We start from the raw sequence: 19,333 nt of genomic DNA on the forward strand, positions 1-19,333 counted from the left end.
GTTATAACCCTTTGTAATTCTGACAGGTTCTCTGATAAGGAATATCGGTGGTGTCAGCTACAAAGTCTTCCCATTCCTTTAACTCCATGTTACGGCTGATCTTACCACAAATAATGTCGGCCATACTTTCAATTTTGGTAGGCCACATTCTTATCCTGTGGTCCTTACATCCAGCCAGAAGATAATCTCCATTAGGGCTGAACTCAATAGACCAAACCCAATCATCATGGTCGTCAAGAATAATAGGAGGGTCATTTAGTCTTTCTGTATTCCAAATCCTAACGGTGGCATCGAAACTTCCCGTCGCAAGTTTTGAATTGTCAGCGCTAAACCTGATGTTATTTACCCGTGCAGCGTGTTTGTCAGAAATAGTTAATGGCATATTGGAGCGAAGGTCCCAAACCCGTACGGTACCATTTTCATTACCTGCGGCAAGCATCTTACCATCATTGCTAAAAGCCACCGAAACCATATCCGAGCGTGTACGGGTATCTTCAAAGAATACACGCTCTTCTTTGGTATCCATATTGATAAAGGTTATTTGCCCTTTGATTTTTGCTGTCGCAATTACCCGTTTCTTAGGATTAAGCGCTATGGAGTTTATCTTCAAATCACTCTTGGTGATTTCCTGCGGAGTAATTACGGTCGTTTTTGTAATTTCATTAGGAATATCCCACAAAAGTATTCTTTTATCCTCTCCAACGGATATAAACTGATTGTTGGAGGCAAACTCTAAGTACCAGGTAGACCTGATCTTTTCATTCTGACCAATGAGGTATAGTTTCGGATCTCCAGGATTCGTAACACTATAAAGCTGCAAATAGCCATAATCTCCCCCGGTAACCAGCCATTTTTTGTCAGGACTCAAGGCCATGGACTTATTGATTTGTCTGTCAGTATGTGATTTTACCGTTGTAGGATTGGCCCTGTCATTCAGGTTCCAAAGTAATACGGTGCCATCACTACCGGTTGAGTAGATCTGGTTTCGGGAACCTGGTACACTGGTCAATACCCTTACGTTATCCGTATGCTTGATCAACTGGTTATAGCCACTGCCCTGAAGTTTTTTTACAGCGTAATATAAACCACTGTAAATATCCGGATCTAATGAATTTCCACCATTTTCATTGTTAAATTTGTACGCCTGCTGCGCCACGAGTCCCATTTCTTCAGGATCGGCAATTTGCAGCGATTTAATGGCCATTGACCTTGCTATTGATAAAAGCCTTAGGTTATAGGCATCTTCTTTGGCTATATCGGCAATGTGTTTTTGGTTAAGGGCGTCGTTTTTGGCGCTATCAGCCAGGATAACGGCATCTCTGGCTATCCGTTCATTTCTCCGTGCTTCCTGCATGGCACTCGTCGCAATTTCTTTTTGCTGCAATGCCACTCTTCGACTGGAGTCAGCCTTTATAGCGGCAAGGCGTGCTAACTCACCTTTTTCAATGGCTTTGATCCTGGCGCTATCCGCTTTGATCTTCTCTTCTCCGGCGATTATTCGTTGTTTTTCGCCATACAAAAAGAAACCAAATGCAACGAGAAATGCCAGACCGAATACTCCGGTAGTTACTTTGGCAATAAAAAGCCTCCGCTTTTGTATTTTTTGTTTATTACGCTGTTCCTTTTCATACTCATTTTTACTGTACTCCAGGAATAACATCGCCCTTTCATATCCCGGATTATACCTTAATCCCCACGAAAGTGACGGTTTATGTGTTTCAAGCCAGCTAAGAGCTAATTGAAGATCTGGTGGTCTCCACAAGCCGGCTTTTCCAAGCTGGTGCATTTCTGCCGCTTCACATAACCTGAGGTATAACTTCGCAGACTCAGATTCATCGTCTACCCACTCCCTTAAGTTGGTCCATATTCTCATTAAACTTTCATGAGAAATATCAACCATACTATCCTCAGTAAGGGTAACATTGTATGGAGGCATTAGTAAAGTACGGCCTGCTGCACGGAAATGCTCAACAATAAACATTACTTCTTCCGTGGAGGCTCCTGTAATTACTGATATTTCCTGAAGCCGGGTGGGCCTCCTTGTTCCGCGGCCACCATCACCTTTTTCAGTAATGTTCTTAAATATCTTTTCACATAAAGCCTGTTGCTTTTCGTTAAGCTCGTAGAATGCTTCATTGGCATGGATGGAAAGGGCCTTTTCCATTCCCCCAATGGCTTCATAATGGGCAAAAGACAGTTCATCGCCCTTGAAGCTATTTTGCAACCAATAATCATAGGTACGCATGAGTGCGTGTTGCATCACAGGGAGAGAGTCCGCGTCATCACCAACATCATTAAGTATCTTCTGCACAAGATCCTCGTCAATAGTAGCACCAACCGTTTCAATCGGGCCTATTATAGCCTTCTTTTTTTCAAGCCGGGTCATTTGAGGGATGAGAAACTGGCTGTCATTTATCTTATCTGTAAATTCAGGATACTTTGCACAGTCACCAACAAAGTCTGACCTCATAGTGATTGCCACATAAATGGGAACCTCAGTTTGGCTGATAGCAGCTATAAGAAGGTTGAGAAAAATACTGACGTCATCGTAATTATTATCATTTTTCTCCCGATACCTAAAAATCTCTTCGAACTGATCAATATATATCAGGATGTTCTTGCCGGAAGCTTTATACCTTTTACCAGCAATATTGATCAGTGAATTTACATTTGTTCTTAAGCTATTTACGGTATCATCGATTTGCTGTTGGGCCGTTTCATCATCTGCATACTCAAGCTTTTCATGAAGCAATGCTTTTGTCATGTTCTTAAGGGCAGAGTTGCCCGGACGAAAATTAACGGCTTCCCATTTAGAACTGGCAGAAGTTTTATAATCTTTAAATAAAATGGGTAAAATACCGCAATTGATGAATGACGATTTACCAATGCCTGATGTACCAATAATAGCAACGAAGTGATGCTCGATCAGCTTGTCCAGTACTTCACCTATTTGTTCTTCCCTACCAAAATATAAATGGCTTTCCTCATACCTAAATGGCCTTAAACCCGGAAACGGGTTAAAAGTTTCATTCGAACCGTTCATAAGATCTGGTTTAGCTTCTGTATTAGATATTATCACTGTCAATGGTGTTTATATGGCTGATAATCCGGAGGTTGCCGGCGATATTTTTTAATCCTGATTTATATTTAATGTTGAGAGGCGTTAAATCAATACCATTATACGGCTATTGCCTCTCTTTTCCTATTATTTAATTCGTTTAACAATGCGTCAGGGAGTACCTCATGGAATGAACATAGTTCACTGAATGCAGACCTGTCAATCCAGAATAAAATGGTATTCTCGTTTGCTACCAGCTTATATTCTGTTCTTCCTTCATTAATGAAATCGAAGTCCTGTAAGAAGTCATTTTGATCATACCTCCCAAGTTCATGATTGTTTTTTTGTAAAGCAACCGACCCCTTGAATATGAATGCATAGGCCATTTCATCCATTTCATCAAAGGAAAGAATTTCTGTCCCCATTTGATAGTACGCGGCTTTTGAAAGCTTGGCAATTTCAGAAAGCACCAGACCCGGTACGGACTGAAAACCGGCTACATCATTGAGAAACCTTACTACTTCAATATTCAGCTTAGGGCTTTCCTGTAACTCTCCTTCCTTACCTTTTTCAACTTCTTCGATAAGCCTTAAGGCTTGCTGGGCATATTCTTTTTTATATTTATTTCTCTCTATAAATACTGCAAAATTTTCCTCGCTTAAACGATAATACGCAGCAGCAGCGATCTCTCGGAGCATTTGATCAGGGTTAACGAGGTTGGCAGCAAAGATATCATGGTTTGACGGAGAGTTTTCTTCCGCCAACTCCATAATGGCACAGGCTTTTGTCCATCGGTTGACCTTCTTGTAATCTTTAAGGATCAAGTCATACAATACTTCATTTTTTGACATTGAAGTGGTTGGAAGTATATACTGCAGTTTGTTGATCTTATCAGAGTAGGATGATACATTCAGAATTGGCAACACGATCGGTTTCAATTCTTCTTCCAGGAAAATATCCAGAAGCTCGGAAGCGAAGTCTGACTGGTCTGTATTACCACTATTAATGTTTTCCTTTACCAGGTCAACCGACTTTGACTCATAAAGTAATGCCAAAAGCTGAAAAATAGTATTGTAATTATTTTCAATTTCTGCTGTTATGGCATTAAGAAGTAGGTTTGATGCTTTTTCTTTTTGAAGATCCAGATAAGCCTGCATATTGGAAATAGTCGTTGCGCATATTTCCTCCAGCTCTCTTTTTACATTCAGGGCTTTGTCTTTTTTTACATTATATCCTGATTTACTCAAAGCCACTAACGTTGCCGCTATTACATTTTGATTAGGCAGGTCCAGCTTTTTCAGCAGAAGCTCAACAGCCTGCTGCGATCCTATGCGTCCATAGATCTGAACTATGCGTAGCTGAATTTTTTCCGATTGTCCTGTCAGGTGAAAGGCTGACTCCAGTACAGGTAAGGTCTGTTCTCCCGTAGCCGAGATAGCCGCTACTGCGGCATTACTATAAATCGGATTGTCAAGCATAGCTATGAGGTTTTTAAGCATGCTTTCGTTTTCAGAACCTGCTGCTGCAGCAGCTGCATAATACCTTACCTTGGTTACGGGGTCACGAAAAAGCTTGTTCAGGAGCTTAGGTTTAATATCCTCTTCGGCATACCTGGTAAGTGACGCACCAAATATCCTTTCATTTACCAGCTTGGAGTAAGTAAGTTGCTCTATATAAGTAAGTTTTTCTAACCGGAACTCTGCACCTCTAAGTTTATGGTAAGTTTTTTCAATAAGGTCCCTGTTCTTGAGTACATTAAAATATTTGGACTCCATGATCTCATTCAGGATAGGGATAGCTTCTAACAGGCAAAGGTGACTGGCCTGTTGAAGGGCTATCTTTTGAGCTTTGTCATTATCACTGTTGATAATTGATAAAACAGCTGATTTAAAGACTACCGGGTCCAAAGTATTTATAATATTCAGGTGGCGGGCCAATCGATCGGTGGGGATATTTTTGGTCTCTCGGGCCAGTTTCTCAGCATAGCTTAACCTTGCCTCTCCGGTTTTAACCAATTGTTGTTTATCAAGTGTGTCCTTCAGTACATCTCTATAAGTACTGTAAATTTTAAAAACTATTACAATACATAGTATACAGAAAATTATAAGGGTTGCAGCAAAATAAACATCATTGTCAATAAAAGTTGCTGATGTCATGTACAGTAGGATACCACCGGCAATAATAACGGATGCCTCTCTGACAACTCCGGTTATTTTAAGCAAGGTATCCTGTCTGAGCAGGTCCTCAATGGGCAAAAAGTAAAACCTGAAAGCATTGGAAGTGAGGTTGTCGTTAAAAGATGTGCTGATAAGCTTAAGGATACAGATTGTAAGAAAAAACACGTGGAAGGTGGTAGTATCCGGAATATATCCAAAGTATGAACCAATGACTATGGCTAAGCCTGACAGGACACCTACAACGATAGGAAGAACCATTAAGGCAACTTTTAATCCATACTTGTTCATTATGGGGTTATAGACCAGTATATGAGTAAATATTCCTGCAATTAATATGCATCCATAAAAGAACCCCAGAAAATCGAGTAGTTCATTAATGCTGGTGTAATTGGACTCAACAATTGTGTAGAAATAATAATCTACAAAAAGCAGAATAACCGTAATTGTTAAGGAGAAAAGTGCCAGCTGTACCAGAAAGCTGTTCTTTCTTATTTTAGCATAACTGTTATTAGCATTAATATATTGAGCACTGACTGCCAGTTCTCTAAGTGCTACAGCACTCCTTGATGTTATTGAAAGCAGGACAGAAGCAATAGCAAAGGATAGCCCGGCAAAATAAACAAATTCTGAAATAGATAAAGCAAGCTCTTTTCGTAAGGGCGTTATTGTAAAGAATATTGTGGCCGCTCCGATAATAACCCCAATATGTGTCCATTCTGATAGCTTCTTGTGCTGCTGTTGTGCGAATACCAGGCTTCCAAGGCTTCTGAAATTATAATATACCAATACATTGATAGGGCCTGTTACGATAAAAAGCCAATAGACATATTTATCATAATTTATATTTTCGAGTCCATGATATAGAAAAAAAGTACCTAGTGTAATGAGTATAAATGAAATAATTGCAACTCTGAAAAATGAAAACCTGTTCTTCTGATAAGTATATATGGCGAGTGCAAATACACCTGCTAAACCAGACATAACAAAAGCCATAGGTAAATCCTGGCTATCGTATTTGCTCAGAAAAAGACTGATAGCGGCAAGGTCAAGGAAGGCTAGTCCTATGCCGATGAACAGTCCCAATATTACAAGAACTGAGAACTTCCTTTTTGTCTTAAATGCTTGATGATTAACACTTTTCATTATTGATCCGGCTCAACTATACTTATTTTTTTGTCTGAATTTGTCTTGGAAGAACAAATTATTTCAGTCAAAAAATAATTAATCTAGGTTATTGTAACGCGTAAATATATTCAACTTAATATTTAAAAAATAACTTTTACATGGTTTTTCCTGTCTTTTTTAGCTCTTTTCTTATCCCCTCGTAAAAATTATCTTCGGTGACATATCCTTCACTATTATGGATTGCCATCATGGCACAATATCTTAATACATTTATAATATTTCCACCGGAAAGCTCATATTTTCTTGATATTTCAAGCAGATCTATTTCTTCATCAAGCGTGTAATTTCCGGTGAATGCCTTTTTGTACAGTTGGTGTCTAAGGTTTTCACCGGGCATGGGGAAGCGGATCAAAGATTGGAATCGCCTCATAAAGGCCGGATCCATATTTGATTTGTAATTACTTGCAAGTATTACCACTCCTGGAAAATCCTCTATGCGTTGTAATAAATAAGATACCTCCTGGTTGGCATACCGGTCATTTGAGCTACTCGTTTGAGTCCTTTTTCCAAACAACGCATCAGCTTCATCAAAAAACAGAATCCAGTTGCGATTTTCAGCATGATCAAAGATTTTCGCCAGGTTCTTTTCAGTTTCACCGATATACTTAGACACCACCATAGACAGGTCAATATGATATACATCCAAACCTGCTGTTTTTCCAAGCAAGCATGCAGTTAAGGTTTTACCGGTACCTGATGGCCCGTAGAAAAGACTCCTGTACCCGCGTTTGATCTTCCGGCCTACCTCCGGGTCCGTTAGTAAGTGTTGACCATGTTGTAACCATATGCTAATTTCCTGAACGGAGTCGAAGGTTTCGGAGGCCAATACCAGGTCATCCCAATCCAGCTTGGTAGAGATCCGTTTGGCAGGGAAATCCATGCTGTACTCAGGCCTGTGATGTTCACCGGAGGTAAGTAAACTGAGATACTCCTTTGAAATGGTAAGTAAACCACTTAATTCCGGCTCATTCTTATGGATGTGTTCGAGATAAAGTATGTTTTGAGATGCAAAAATATGCTCTCTGCTAAATAGTTTTGATAAATAAAATCTTAATTCCAGATTATCAGCAGCCAAAACATATATTGCGGTCTCGCCAGTTGGCATGAAACCATTGTGGTTATTGCCAACAATACCTCCGAATTCAGTAAATACCCTTCCGTATTGATCGTTTCTGGTAAAGAAAATATCCAGCATCTCGGGTTTAACGTGAGGAAGAAGAGCAAGTAGCAGCACTATTCGTTCAGGGAGATCCAGGTCGAACCGGTTTACCAGCTGCACGTAAGGAGAGGAAGAAACACTGTCGTCAAACCTGGGAGGTTCCAGGTTGTATAGCTGTTGAGGGTCAAATTTTCTTTGTTTATGAAGCTCTATGCGGAGGTTGAGAAAATTGGAGAGCCACTCCAGTTCCCGGGCCAGCACGAGAGCGTTTAATGAGAGTAAATTAGGATTTTCTTTCATGGCACAGATCAAACTACATTATGGGGCAAAAATAGAAGAATAAAAATATTTCTTGTAAAAAACTTAATGTGTAGTAAGGAGAGGTAAGTGTAAGTGTAACAATATGAATGAGTTAGGTTAAATGAAAATGTTTGGTGCTTAACAGGAATATCAGGCTAGCCTTATCAAATATTAGGAGGGCTGACCTGCCATACGCTGTTACCAATCCAAGGTGACCTTTTGGTCTATATACTCAATCGTGCCGTCAGACCCTGAATTTCCCCTTTCACCGGATCTGCCGGAGTTACCCCTGGGTTCTCCTTGTGCGCCACTTCCTCCAACACTATTAGAGCCACCTTCGCCACCCTTTGAGCGAAAAACAATTGTGTCTATATAAGGTTTTGCAGCAGGATCCACATATACTTTTATGTCACCGCCATCGCCACCATCGCCTCCGAGGCCACCGTCACCACCATCGCCTCCCGGGCCGGGTTTTCCACTGGCGTATGAAGAAGACCCGCTGCCACCTCCAGAACCTCCGGGGCCACCATCGCCGCCTCTTCCTCCGGAACCTCCCCAGCCTCCGCTGGCTATAATAGATAGGTAATCACTATCACTATTTACTTTAATAAAATGTTCTTTATGAGAAGTAGTACTTTTGATATGAACATTAAGAATAGGTGTTCCGTTAACCTGGGAGCCTGATAGTGCCACATATACTTCTACATTTTCTCCATCCTCACCATCCTCACCATCACTGCCGTCCTGACCACGTCCTCCGGCAGAACCATCGCCGCCCGGTCCCTGTCCACTGTCACTTTTTCCATCCTTTCCTGTATTTCCACGTACTCCATCACGCCCGTTTCTTCCTGTCTGTCCTCCATAAAAGGCAGCCATTTCTTTCTTAAACTCCTGGGGTATGCTGATGTGGTTTTTTATAGTCGGGTCAGCTATTAGTTGAGCCTCTATACCCAAAGCATTGTTCACCATATTGCGGTGGTCTGTTTCCGATAGCGTAACTATCCCATTTTTGAATGATCCTCCGGTTACTTTAAAGTCAAATATATCCCACGTAAAGCTGCCGGTCTTGTTAGTGATCGTTTCCTCATTATATAATCTGACCTTTGCTTGCAAATTATAGCTAGATGGATCTTTTGATGGCTTGTAACTCAGCTTGAAACTTGAAATTTCATGAATAGGTATGGTTAGCTCATCTTTGAATTCAGGCAGCATAATTACTCCTACTTTAACTTTAACCCCTTCATTGGGGATTTCACTTCTTTTATTAGCTACGTGAATGAGCCCGTCTTTAAAGGCCCCACCTTCAACTTCCACGGCATAAGCCTCCCAGTCGACTTTGTTGTTGGAATTGCCTGTGGTAATGATCTCCTTACCTTTTTTCTGTAGCGCCTTTACCATTAGAGGAATATGAGATCCGACAACATATAAGCCGCTATCGGCAGGGTACATGGCTTCAATGGATTCAATCTTCTTTATATTTTTTTTTGTACGCATATCCTGGGCGGTGGCTTGTTTGAGCAGCAGGCAGTAAAGCATATAAATAAGGAAAGCAGGGGCTAATCGACAAAGGAATAAATTATTTAAACGTAGCATTTTGAAAGGTTAAGTTTAAAAAAAGCTATAGTAGGCAAAAAAAAGAATAGAATAAAGTGCGGATTACCGAAAAAATATCTTTTAATAAAATATAACTTTTTTATTAAGACTTAATAATTAAGCCCTTTATATTGTGAGCTTAAATTTTTTTCAAATTCGGCTCTACTATATCGAATGGCAATTTCAAAAACTTGAACATTCGGTGGCTATAGGTTTTGAAGAGATGGCAGCTTTGAACCTTACATCAAGGGAGATTATTCAGCATATTGTCCAGTAGGCTGTAGAGTATTATAATGAGCACAAGAGCATTGTTGAGATAAAGGATAAAGGAGCACGCCTGCCAATATGGACAGCCGAGGTGCAGTTGATAATTTAAGCAAGCGAGTAATTGGGGCTATGACCCAGATCTGTACGGCCGGGGTGATGGATGCAGCAGGGTTTGTGAATAACGATTCAGGGGTTATATAAACCACTGACAAATTAGAGGCTGGTATAAAAATAACAGCATTGAAAGAAGGGCCGCCTTAATTGGTGTTCCAGATAAGGCGGGTCACCAACATCACAGCAGATACAAAGCTTGTTGGAATTGAAATAGTAGATTTTACCCCACTTTTGACCATGGTTTTCAAAGCAAAATAACCAATGAAGCAAATAATTTTAATTTTATTGATCTTACCCTCAAGGGTTGCACACAAAAACGAACACAGCATTTACAGACGAAGAAGCTGGGGTAGCCGGCATGGATTACCTGCGTTCAGGAGTAAAGGAACCGGGAACGGTATATGACCTATATATTAATAACTACCCTTTCTACCTTCCGGAAAAATTCCGATTGGTCAACAATGTAGTATATTTTTCGATTAGAGACTCCTGGAATATAGGCTGGAGCCATGCCAGTACTTTGATCAACCGGTTTCCAAACCTTAAAATACTAAACTTTGTATCCAACAATTTTGTAGAGGTTCTTGCCGAATACGCTTATTTCGTTTTATTAGTAAGAAGAAATATGGCTCTAATAGCTTAATATAAAAAATATAACTTTTCATTTAACTTTTTAGAACTATAAAGCTATATTGCCCGCTTGCAAAAAAGGCAACTCCTTTTTTTACATGGATAGTGGCTGAAAGTCAGAGTGCTTATGCGATTTTGAATTTTTAAAATCCTGATAATCAGTAATCTGGAAATGTTTTTCATTTTGGTGTCTAAAAAAGAATTTTTATAATGGTTACCTAATGAAGGAGGGCTGTATGCATTACATTATTACAAGATATAATTAAAATTAACATTTAATTTAGCCTTTGATTTAACCAAAAACCAATAATTATTCACGACTTATGAAGCGACATTTACTTTCACTGATTTTTTCGGCTTTTGTATTAACGGCGATGCTCTCTTTAGCATCATGTGGTGGAGATGATGATGGACCCACTCCCGATCCTTGCTTAAACACCACTTTGGCTGTATCTGCTACTTCTGATGTATTTGATATTACAGCTACTGGCTCCGGAGGGGAATCTCCATATGAGTTCTCTGTTGATGGTACAAGCTTCCAAAGCTCAGGGACTTTTGAGGATCTAGATCCTAAAGAATATACCGTTACAATAAAAGATGCTAATGAGTGTACCAACACCACAAAGGTAACTGTAGATGATGTGTGCGCAGATTTGGCCGTTACCGCTGCTGTGGAAGAATATACTGTTGAAGCAACTGCAACTGGAGGAACCTCTCCTTACGAATACTCATTGGATGGATCTACTTTTCAGACATCTACAACTTTTGCTGATGTTGCTGCTACTGATTACACTTTGACGGTTAAAGATGCTAATTCTTGTACGGCAACTGTTGCTATTACCGCTTCTGATTTGGAGACGTTGCTTGATGAGCGCGATGGACAGCGATATAAGTTTGTGACCATAGGTGATCAGGTTTGGATGGCTGAAAATCTTAATGTAGCTTCTGATACGGCCAGGTATTGCTATGATAATGTAGCTGCTAATTGTGATGAATATGGCGCAATGTATTCTTGGTATGCTGCTCAAGTGGCCGCTCCTGATGGATGGCATTTGCCCTCCAAAGCTGAATGGGATGAATTGGAAACTGAACTTGGAGGAAATTCCATTGCGGCCGAGAAACTTGTTGTTGGAGGGAGCTCTGGTTTTGAAGGAGCTTTGGTCGGTAGAAGAAAGGAAGATAATACATACGCTGGATTGGATGCTGTAGTGATTTATTGGGCAAGTGATGAGTCATCTGATACTGATGCGCAAAACTTTATTCTTCAAGAAGATGCAGCTTCAGTTAATATAGCGGGAAGTGATAAAGATCGAGGATTATATATAAGGTGTATTAAAAATTAATATTAGAGCCTTTAAATCTCAAAAGTTTCAGAGAGTTTTTCTTGAAATATAATGATCAAATTCATGAGTAACTATATAAGACTGTCCGTATTAATCTTAATTTGCTTTATTGTTTCATCTTTTACTGGTAAAAACATAGGTGGCACAAATGGTTATTTTGCTGCTTCAATAACAGCTAGTAATGTTAGTAATATAACTTCCTCATCTGCTACAGCAGGAGGAGAATCATTATCAACTGACGGAACGATCACTGAAAAGGGAGTATACTACAAGGAATCTTCAATATTATCACTCATTACTGGGGCAACAAAAGTTGCTGCAACAGGTGGTGGTACCGCTTCTTTTTCTGTGGCATTGACAGGTTTGGATCCCGAAACAAATTACTTTTACGTTGCATATGCAATTGATGCAGATGGAGAGATTTATAGTGCTAATGAGATTGATTTTTGGACCCTAGCTGTTTCTCCAAGTACTTATCCAGCTACTTTTTCAGCATCTGCCAATTCATCCAGTTCAATTTCTATAACTTACGAATCTATTGATGATTTTGGGGGTGCAGATGGTTACATTATTATTAAAACTACTGGAACGTTTGATTTTTCAATGATAACTGATGGTGTCGCGCCGAGTAGTTTAGCTGGGGTGGAGTTGGTTGACCATGTTACAGATGAGTTTCAAACCTCTACAGACGATATTAGTTTAGATCCCGAAACTTCATACTCTTATGCAATCATTCCCTACAATGTAGGTTCAGATGATGCAACCTACAATTACTTTACAGGAGGGGCCGTTCCAACCGCTTCTGCCACTACGGATCCGTTAGCAGCACCGGCGAATTTAAGTGCATCTGCAATTACTGCCAATGGATTTGATATCAATTGGGATGATGAGCCGGAAGCTGATTCATATGATTGGGATGTTTCCGAGGCAAGTGACTTTTCAACCACCTTGGCGAGTTACACTAATCAGTCGACAACAAGTACAGGTTCGGCAATTACGGAATCAATTAGCAGCCTTAGCTCCGGTGTTACTTACTATTTTCGAGTAAGGTCCGTTAAGGGTACTTTTACCAGTGATTATGTGACATCCAGTCAGGTTACGACACCAGAAGTTCCAACAGGAATGTCAGCAACCAATGCCATACCGGATGGTTTCACCTTGTCTTGGAATGCGGTAACAGGCGCAACTAATTATGATGTTCAAATTTCATCCAGTGCAACCGCTTTTTCTAGTAATTTAATTGTGGGTTATAATCCTATTAATACAACAACGAATAGTCTGGCAGTAAGTGATGCCACTAAGTTTTCAGCAAATACGACATATTTTTTCAGAGTACGGGCTAAAAACGGAGGTATTCAAAGTAGTTATTCCACTATTACTTCAGCAACTACAGCTGCTGATTTGGAAGTTTATCTGGCAACTACTGAACCTGATTTAGAAATATGTTCAGGAGACAATGTGTCTTTTTATGCTTTTGGGGCGACAACTTATCAATTTTTTGTCGGTGCCCAGTTGAGAGGTACGAATAGCACTTTTTCAATTGATAATTTGCAGAATAACGATGTAGTTTCAGTAAATGGTACGACCGGGGCAAGTGTAGCTTCGGCCTCGTTAGGGCCCTTTACCGTTCATGATTTACCAATAGCCAGTTTATCAGGATCTAACCCATCATTTTTTATTGAGGATGATCCAGTGTCTCTGGAAGATTATATTACTTACTCTGGTGGTACGTTATCCGTTTCGGGTACAGGAGTAGCTAAAGGTGCTGATGGATATAAATTTTATCCGGAGATAGCCGGCGAAGATAATCATGAGATCATTTACTCAGTGAAATCTCCCGATGGGTGTATAAGAGAAATACCCATGAATATTGATGTATTTGCAGGGGCGTTGACATTATCGGGTAGATATTGCAGCAATTTATCTACTACAACAATTACTGTAAATCTTGATTTAATACCTGAAGGTAAAATCTATCAAAGGTTACGGTTTTTGCATAATGGAATAGAGATTAATGATCCATCAATCTATGAAAGTACGTCAAATTATCAATATACTTTTCATCCGGCAGAAGCCCATGCCGCCGGGATGGAGTCAGTTGAAGTTCAGGTGATAGTGGTGTCTGTAGATGAGTGTGATTCGAGACATTCTAATTACCCACTGGATTGCTCTGACATCATGGATGATCCATGCCATCCGGATAACCCTGGCCCTGATAGTGAGTGTACAGACTGTAGTCTTAATCCGTCCAGTTGTAGTGTATGTGATCCAAGGCACTCAAATTATCCCTTAGATTGCAGCACGGTAATGAACAATCCATGTCACCCTGATCACCCGTCATACCCAGGTAGTTGTAGCAATTGCGATACACGAAATCCCAACTATCCTACTAGTTGCGATGCAGTTATGAATAACCCATGTCACCCTGATAACCCATCATATCCGGGCAGCTGTAGTGACTGTGATACACGAAATCCTAATTATCCGTATAGCTGTGATAATGTTATGAACAATCCATGTCATCCGGATAACCCAAGTTACCCAAGTGGATGTGATATTGGTCCGGATCCCTGCTATAAGCTCGAAGCTGGGCGTATAATTGATTGCCAGCTACAGCGCATGGAAGAGGCTAGAGTACAAAGGATTGCTAAAAGATCTGCTATGCTAATGGAGTATAATAAACTGGCATTCCCTCAATTGTATGCTCTTGCCTCGGATGAAGAAGTGTTCCAATCTAAAGAAACTAATATAATTACCCCTGAAATTGGAGAAGTAACTTCTCTTAATGAATTCTATTGTGCCAATTCCGGTAATGTTCTTTTGGAAGGCACCTTTTCCGGTAATTTTAGCGGGACAAATGTTGAAAAAGTCGGTGAACAATTCTTTTATAAACCAAGCGAGGCGATTATTCCAAATGGGGAAGCTTATGTTAATGATACTATTGTATATTCTTATTTTGATAACGGAGGATGTGCTAATAGTGTAGAGGCATATGTGAAAGTTTACGAGCTGCCGCCTTCACCAATTGTTGATGATATTGTTTTGTGTCAGGGAGATACTCCTGAGAATTTCATTATTCAGAACCCTGTGACGGGAAGCTCTGTAATCTGGTATAGCGATGCTGACCTGACAACACCAGTAGGTAGCGGCACTGTTTTCAATTCGGGGTTAAGTACAACAAGCCCTGGAAGCGCCACATTTTATGTTACTCAGGGAGTAAACGGGTGCCAGAGTCTTTCGGATACAGTTAGTATTTTGGTCAATTCATTGCCTAATGGTTTAGCAATGCATGGGCTTTCAAATACAACATATTGTAATGATTATCAAGAACCAATCCCGCTTATTGCTGAGCCAGCTCCTGTGCCCGGAACTTCAGCAGCATTTATTATAGGAAATGCGGTACTGCAAAGGTATGATACTATTTCAGCGACAGTTTCGGACGACGGAACTCTGGGCGTAGCCTCATTTGTACCTGCAGATTTTGGAATTGGGGTTTATAAAATTCATTACAGGTTTATTAATGAAAAAGGCTGTGTTAACGAGTCGGCGACCGAAACCGTCAATCTTGTTAATTTTAAACCAACTGTTGACTTTGGTGTCTCGAGAATTCGTGAAGGAGAACAGACCTTCTTCAAAGGAGATGATGCTATAATTGATAACTTATCATCTGCTGGTCAGGTTCTGGACTCTGTCTTTTGGGATTTTGGAGGAGAGGCGACTGCTTCGGACGGTAGTAATATTGATAGCTTGTATAGACATCAATTCTCAGGAGCTGGGGTCTATGGCGTTACTTATTCAATTCTGACAGAAAGCTTTTGCTCAGGACAAATCACTAAGAAGGTTGGTATATTCCCGGTAATCGAGGTATCCGATGATAATTTCTATTTTGAGAGTTTTGAGGGGGCTTCTCATGGCTGGATCGAAAGTGAAAAATTGGAATTAGGTAATGCATCCAGTTGGTCATTGAGTACCCCGCAGGGTGATACAATTATAGGTGCTGCTTCCGGAGCTAATGCATGGATTACCAATGCAGGTGAGGATGTATCCGGAAATCCTAACAACTCTTACAACAAAAGTGAGGATTCCTGGATAGAAGGACCATGCTTCTATATTAATGACTTAAGCAGGCCTGTTCTTTCCTTAAAAATCTGGTCTGATACAGAAGATGGGTTCGATGGGGCAGTGGTTGAGTATTCTATTGGAGACACAACTCAATGGAATACACTGGGAAGTATTGATGAAGGGTTGGAGTGGTACAATACTCAGGGACTTGTTGGATCACCTGGTAACCAGAGTGGGGCGAGCTTTGGATGGTCAGGTAAACTTCATGGCGATTGGACGCTGGCAAAGTTCCCTTTGGACGAAATACATGCTGAAGCTGGTAATAAACCCGTTCGTTTCAGGGTTGCTTTTGCGAGTACCAGTGATAATCCTTTTGGTAAAACTTTCGATGGGTTTGCCTTTGATGATTTCTCCATTGAAAGCAGGAACCGTGTAGTTCTCCTGGAGCATTTTACGAATATGTCCAGCACAGAATCCCGAAATGAGGACAGCAGATTGCGAACTTTTGTGGAAGGAAGAAACCAGGAAGTTATAGATATCCAATACCATACATCATTCCCGGGTGCGGATCCTTTGAACCAGTTTAATAAAGCTGATCCTAGTGCAAGAGCATTACACTATGCCATTGCAGAAGTGCCAAGAACGGTTATGGATGGTATATATGGTGTGTATTATAAGAATGAGCCGTTCTTCAGAGATAGTTGGGGTGTTAACGCTTATAATACAAGGGCGTTGATATCAGCTCCATTTAATATTAATGTTCTACTAGGTGATGATGTTTCTACCACTTTGGAGGTTACTGTTGAAATTAGCAAAAATACTACTGCGGAACCTATTGAGGGTAATTTGATAGTGCAACTTGCCGTGGTAGAACGTCAGGTAACCGTAGATGGAAATACTTACTACAATGTGGTGAGGCAATTATTACCTAATGCTGCAGGTAATCGACTTTTTGGTGACTGGCAGACTGACGATTCTCGTGTAGAACGCGTGATCCAAACCTGGAACCCTGCGGTTGAGCCGGATGATTCAGAGTTTATGATCGTTGCTTCCTTGTATAATGAGAAAAGCAAGGAGGTATATCAGGCGGCATTTATGAGTATACCTGCCAGCAAAATGCCTCCTATGGCTAAGGTAACAGGGGTAGATGATCTCTTAAGTAAGGAAGGCATCTATTTGTTCCCGAACCCGACAGAGAAAGAAATCAATATGCTCTTCCCTGCTCCATTAAATGAGGAATATACATTAACAGTTTATGATTTGCACGGCGTAGAAGTGTACAGAGGAACTGTTAGGAGAGGTGCAGATAAAGCTACGTTAAATACGGAGACTTACTCGAGTGGAGTATACTCTATAAGATTGAATAGTAGTACTGATCAGGTGATCAGGAGGTTTGTAAAGAAGTAACAGAGATTATATATGTCAGAGCCGCTTTCCTATGGGAGGCGGCTTTTTTATGAAAGTGTGTTCGGTACAAATGTTTTATCTTGTTGATGGTCCGTTTGCAGCAGACTTATCATAATCAGATTTGAAATAAATGTAAATTCATTGCCTTAATAAATTACTAATTAAATTCTATTTCTAGGGCTGGGTTTATATATTAGTACGGCAGGCATATTCCAAAACTATGCAAGACAACCTATTCCAAAACCAACAACAGCCTTCGGCTAATCTGGGCAAGAAGGCAAGTAACCTTGATAAGGATAATTTACTTCCGAGCTCAAAGCGACCCAATATTAATGGTAAGGCGGGGTTTAACCCGGTATCTGCCTCTTTAGGCCAGGCTTTTGATGGCTTGGGTAAAGGCTTATCTTCTTTTTCGGGTGCAGTTTCCACCCAGTCTATAGGCAGCCAGCCGGTTCAGAGAAAAGATAGTATGGAAGAGGAAGAAGGTAAGGTGCAGCTTAAGATAAACCCCAATCTTTCGGGAAATAAAATGGCTACAGGAACTTCCACAGACATACCCATACAAGCCAAAACGAATGGCACTCTGAGCGGCAGCTCATTTGGAGCATTTATTCAAAAAAAAGCTATACCTGTTAACGATGATGCTAACCTGGAACAGGAAGCTGATGTAATGGGAGTAAAAGCAGCCCGTAATGAAAGGGTAAGCATAGGGGGAGCAGCAGCTCTGGCACCAACTGTACAAAAGAAAGCAGTGGTGCAGCGCCAGACAGGAGAACAGGCACTGGATCGTATAGCTTCGCAGCAGGCAATATATGAGTACGCCGCCCATCATTTGGTTTATCAACAGGAAGGTTCGCAAATCCAGCAGAAAGAATATCGAATGTTGATTTCATCTGGCTATAATCCGGATAAAATACAGTGGTATGGTTTGTCCACTGGAGCTCAAATTGGTTTTCAAGCTGTTTTAATACCATCAAGGACAGGTGAAAAAAATCACATTCTTGCGATAAGAGGGACTGTCCCTGGAGGAAGTTCTGAAGAGTTATTGACAATTTATACAGATTTGGATCCTCAAACAGTTGGAGCTACTCAATTTGCAACAAACAGGATGTTGATTGAGCGTATTTTAGAGGAAGCCGACGGGATGGTTGATGTTACCGGTCATAGTCTTGGAGGTGCAATGGCTCAACATATTGCAGTTAATTTTTCCGGACATGTAGGGAATGTAGCAACATTTCAATCACCCGGTATAGATCAAGAATCTGTGGATCGTTTTAATAATCTACCTGAAAATGAACGTCCGGAAGTAGTTCATCATATCGTTACTGGCGATATTGTTGACAAAGCAGGTGATGCTAGCTTGCCAGGAGATGTTTTTGAACATGATTTTGGAGCGTCACTTGATGTTAGGGTTTTATTAAATACTTTGACAACTTCTATTACTGAGATAAAAGCTGACATTACTCTTTTTAATCAGACGGTTAGAGAGATCCTTGATATTATTAGGCCTCAGCTACGTACACCAATAGGTTCTTTTAGAGACTTAGGAGAGCTTTATCAGAAGATTCAACTGCTATCAGTTATAAAAAATCGTATACAGCAGAATGTTCAGGAATTACGAGCATACTTATCCTCCACCGCTTCCACGATTGGAGAGTCTCATGGTACTCATGTTTTTGGAGCTTCTCATTTCAATAGCATGAGGTCGGAAATTGGGATGGATGACAGTGTCATGGGAGCAAACCTTGAGAGAGGTGCAGATGTGTCTCACTATGAATCTTACCCTCATCAGGAGCAAAGAGCGGTGGCAGAACCGATGAGACAAAGTGCGGGTAGGGCCTTGCAAAATATATTTAGAGCTTATATTTCTGTGGTACAAACCTATGAGTCCACTGTAGATCGTTACAATAGGTTTAAACAAGGAGCCAGTAATGCTTGGGATGGTTTTACGCAAGGGGTTAGAGATGGTATGAGTGCTGCCAGAGACAGAATTAACAGAGCTTGGGACTGGGTTACAAATTGGTAATAAGATGAGGTT

The 19,333-nt window shown here is 40.6% G+C and carries 8 protein-coding genes; 4 read left to right on the forward strand and 4 right to left on the reverse strand.

What is annotated here, in order from left to right; genetic code table 11:
- Position 1: 1 nt before the first annotated feature.
- The 4 genes from LVD17_RS20225 to LVD17_RS20240 form a co-directional block, all read right to left on the reverse strand.
- Complete coding sequence (locus LVD17_RS20225) at positions 2 to 3,043, reverse strand: WD40 repeat domain-containing protein (protein WP_233760824.1); 3,042 nt, start codon at positions 3,041 to 3,043, stop codon at positions 2 to 4.
- Positions 3,044 to 3,177: 134 nt separating this feature from the next.
- Positions 3,178 to 6,378 (reverse strand): MFS transporter, encoded by a 3,201-nt coding sequence (locus LVD17_RS20230; RefSeq protein ID WP_233760825.1) that lies wholly within the window; start codon positions 6,376 to 6,378, stop codon positions 3,178 to 3,180.
- Between the two features lie 136 nt (positions 6,379 to 6,514).
- A complete protein-coding gene (locus LVD17_RS20235) occupies positions 6,515 to 7,879 on the reverse strand; it encodes an ATP-binding protein (RefSeq protein WP_233760826.1) in 1,365 nt (454 codons plus the stop codon).
- Between the two features lie 198 nt (positions 7,880 to 8,077).
- Positions 8,078 to 9,373: a hypothetical protein gene (locus tag LVD17_RS20240; RefSeq protein WP_233760827.1), complete on the reverse strand. Its 1,296-nt coding sequence runs from the start codon at positions 9,371 to 9,373 to the stop codon at positions 8,078 to 8,080.
- A gap of 784 nt (positions 9,374 to 10,157) precedes the next feature.
- On the opposite strand from LVD17_RS20240, the gene LVD17_RS20245 reads away from it, so the two are divergent.
- From LVD17_RS20245 to LVD17_RS20260, 4 genes are all read left to right on the forward strand, one after another.
- Complete coding sequence (locus LVD17_RS20245; RefSeq protein ID WP_233760828.1) at positions 10,158 to 10,496, forward strand: hypothetical protein; 339 nt, start codon at positions 10,158 to 10,160, stop codon at positions 10,494 to 10,496.
- A gap of 310 nt (positions 10,497 to 10,806) precedes the next feature.
- On the forward strand, positions 10,807 to 11,826 hold the full coding sequence (locus LVD17_RS20250) for an FISUMP domain-containing protein (protein ID WP_233760829.1): 1,020 nt from the start codon (positions 10,807 to 10,809) through the stop codon (positions 11,824 to 11,826).
- Positions 11,827 to 11,889: 63 nt separating this feature from the next.
- The gene (locus LVD17_RS20255) at positions 11,890 to 17,295 is read left to right on the forward strand and encodes a fibronectin type III domain-containing protein (protein ID WP_233760830.1); all 5,406 of its coding nucleotides are present in this window, start codon (positions 11,890 to 11,892) and stop codon (positions 17,293 to 17,295) included.
- Positions 17,296 to 17,515: 220 nt separating this feature from the next.
- A complete protein-coding gene (locus tag LVD17_RS20260; RefSeq protein ID WP_233760831.1) occupies positions 17,516 to 19,321 on the forward strand; it encodes an alpha/beta hydrolase family protein in 1,806 nt (601 codons plus the stop codon).
- The last annotated feature ends 12 nt before the right edge of the window (positions 19,322 to 19,333 follow it).

Source organism: Fulvivirga ulvae (genome assembly GCF_021389975.1).
GTDB classification, from domain to species: domain Bacteria; phylum Bacteroidota; class Bacteroidia; order Cytophagales; family Cyclobacteriaceae; genus Fulvivirga; species Fulvivirga ulvae.